The organism is Pediococcus parvulus, from assembly GCF_007990205.1.
Classification (GTDB): domain Bacteria; phylum Bacillota; class Bacilli; order Lactobacillales; family Lactobacillaceae; genus Pediococcus; species Pediococcus parvulus.
The window spans coordinates 1-1,444 of the sequence record NZ_BJWE01000093.1 but is presented as its reverse complement, the minus strand read 5'-3'; the positions used below and the strand labels follow the sequence as shown (position 1 = coordinate 1,444).

The 1,444-nt window shown below is 37.5% G+C and carries 2 protein-coding genes; both read left to right on the top strand.

The genetic code is table 11. The annotated features are described in order from the left end of the window. Positions 1-49: 49 nt before the first annotated feature. Positions 50-586, top strand: a complete 537-nt coding sequence (locus PPA04_RS09765; RefSeq protein ID WP_057785073.1) for a helix-turn-helix domain-containing protein — start codon at positions 50-52, stop codon at positions 584-586. After that, a partial coding sequence (locus tag PPA04_RS09760) for an IS3 family transposase (RefSeq protein WP_307723917.1) occupies positions 523-1,444 on the top strand: 922 nt, incomplete at its 3' end. The genes PPA04_RS09765 and PPA04_RS09760, both read left to right, overlap by 64 nt.

Genomic DNA, 1,444 nt, shown 5'->3' with positions numbered 1-1,444 from the left:
GTGAACCCCCAAGGTTGGACAGAAAAATCCAATTTTGGGGGTTTCATTTATGAGTAAATTTAATTTCGATTTTAAAGTTAAGATTGTCACCGAGTATTTAAGTGGTCAGGCAGCTTATTCACTAGCGAGAAAGTATGGGATTGGCAGCAAGGCTACCGTTTCAATTTGGATTCAGCGATTTGAAAGATTTGGTATTAAAGGACTTCAGCCAAAAGCCATGGACTTAGAATACACTAGTCAGTTTAAAGTTGATGTATTAAACTGGAGGAAACAAAATCAGGCCTCACTTCCAGTAACCGCCTTACACTTTAATTTATCCTCGCCAAGTACAATTTGGCAATGGGAAAAGCGATTTGAGACATTAGGAATTAAAGGGCTTGAGCGAAAGCGAGGCAACTCGAAAAATATGGCAAAACACAAGAATGAGAACGCTAAACCAGTTGTCCAAAAGGACAACTCAACAACAAAAGATACTTTAAAGCAACTCCAAAAAGAGAATCAAATGTTGAAGATTGAGAATGAATACTTAAAAAAATTAGAAGCCTTAGCTCGGAAAAAATCAGCACAAAGGAAATCTCGAAAATAGCGACTGAGTTGAGGCAAATATTCCAAGTATCAATTAAATTGATTCTCAAAGTAATTAAAATACCGCGTAGCACGTATTACTACACTCGAAATCATGAAGGTCGAAAATTCAATGACGATCAAGTTATTCAAGCAATTGATGAAATTCGACAACAAGATTTAAAATACACAAAGAAGTACGGGTACCGTCGAATTACAAGTGCTCTGCATGATTTAGGATTTCAGATAAATCACAAGCGGGTTTTACGTATTATGCAAGAACATGCCTGGATATGTCATGCCTTTAATCGCCAAACTCGTAAATATAACTCGTATAAAGGATTAGTTGGTAGGATTGCCCCTAATCGGTTAAAGCGTCGCTTTAAGACCGACAGACCCTATCAAAAACTTGTAGCAGACGTCAGTGAATTTCGATATGGATCTATGGGAACAAATGAACGCGTTTATTTGGAACCGGTACTAGATTTATTCTCTGGAGAAATTTTAGCATTTAATATAAGTGAACATCCAACAGTTGAATTCGCCATTAAACCGCTCAAAGAAGCTTTAGAAGGACTTCCGGCACTAAATTATCGGACAACAGTTCATACTGACCAAGGCTTTCAGTATCAACATCGCCAATGGCGAACGCTCTTGAAAGAACATCATGCATTCCAAAGTATGTCTCGTAAAGCGACTTGCCTTGATAATGCAGTAATGGAGTCATTCTTTCATATTATGAAAGCAGAAATGATGGATGAACATTTTGAAGATAAAACTAGCCTAATTCAAGCAATGAAAGATTGGATAGACTTCTATAACAACCGTCGTATCAAAACAAAATTAAACGGCAAGCCCCCGGTAAAATACCGAGAACTCG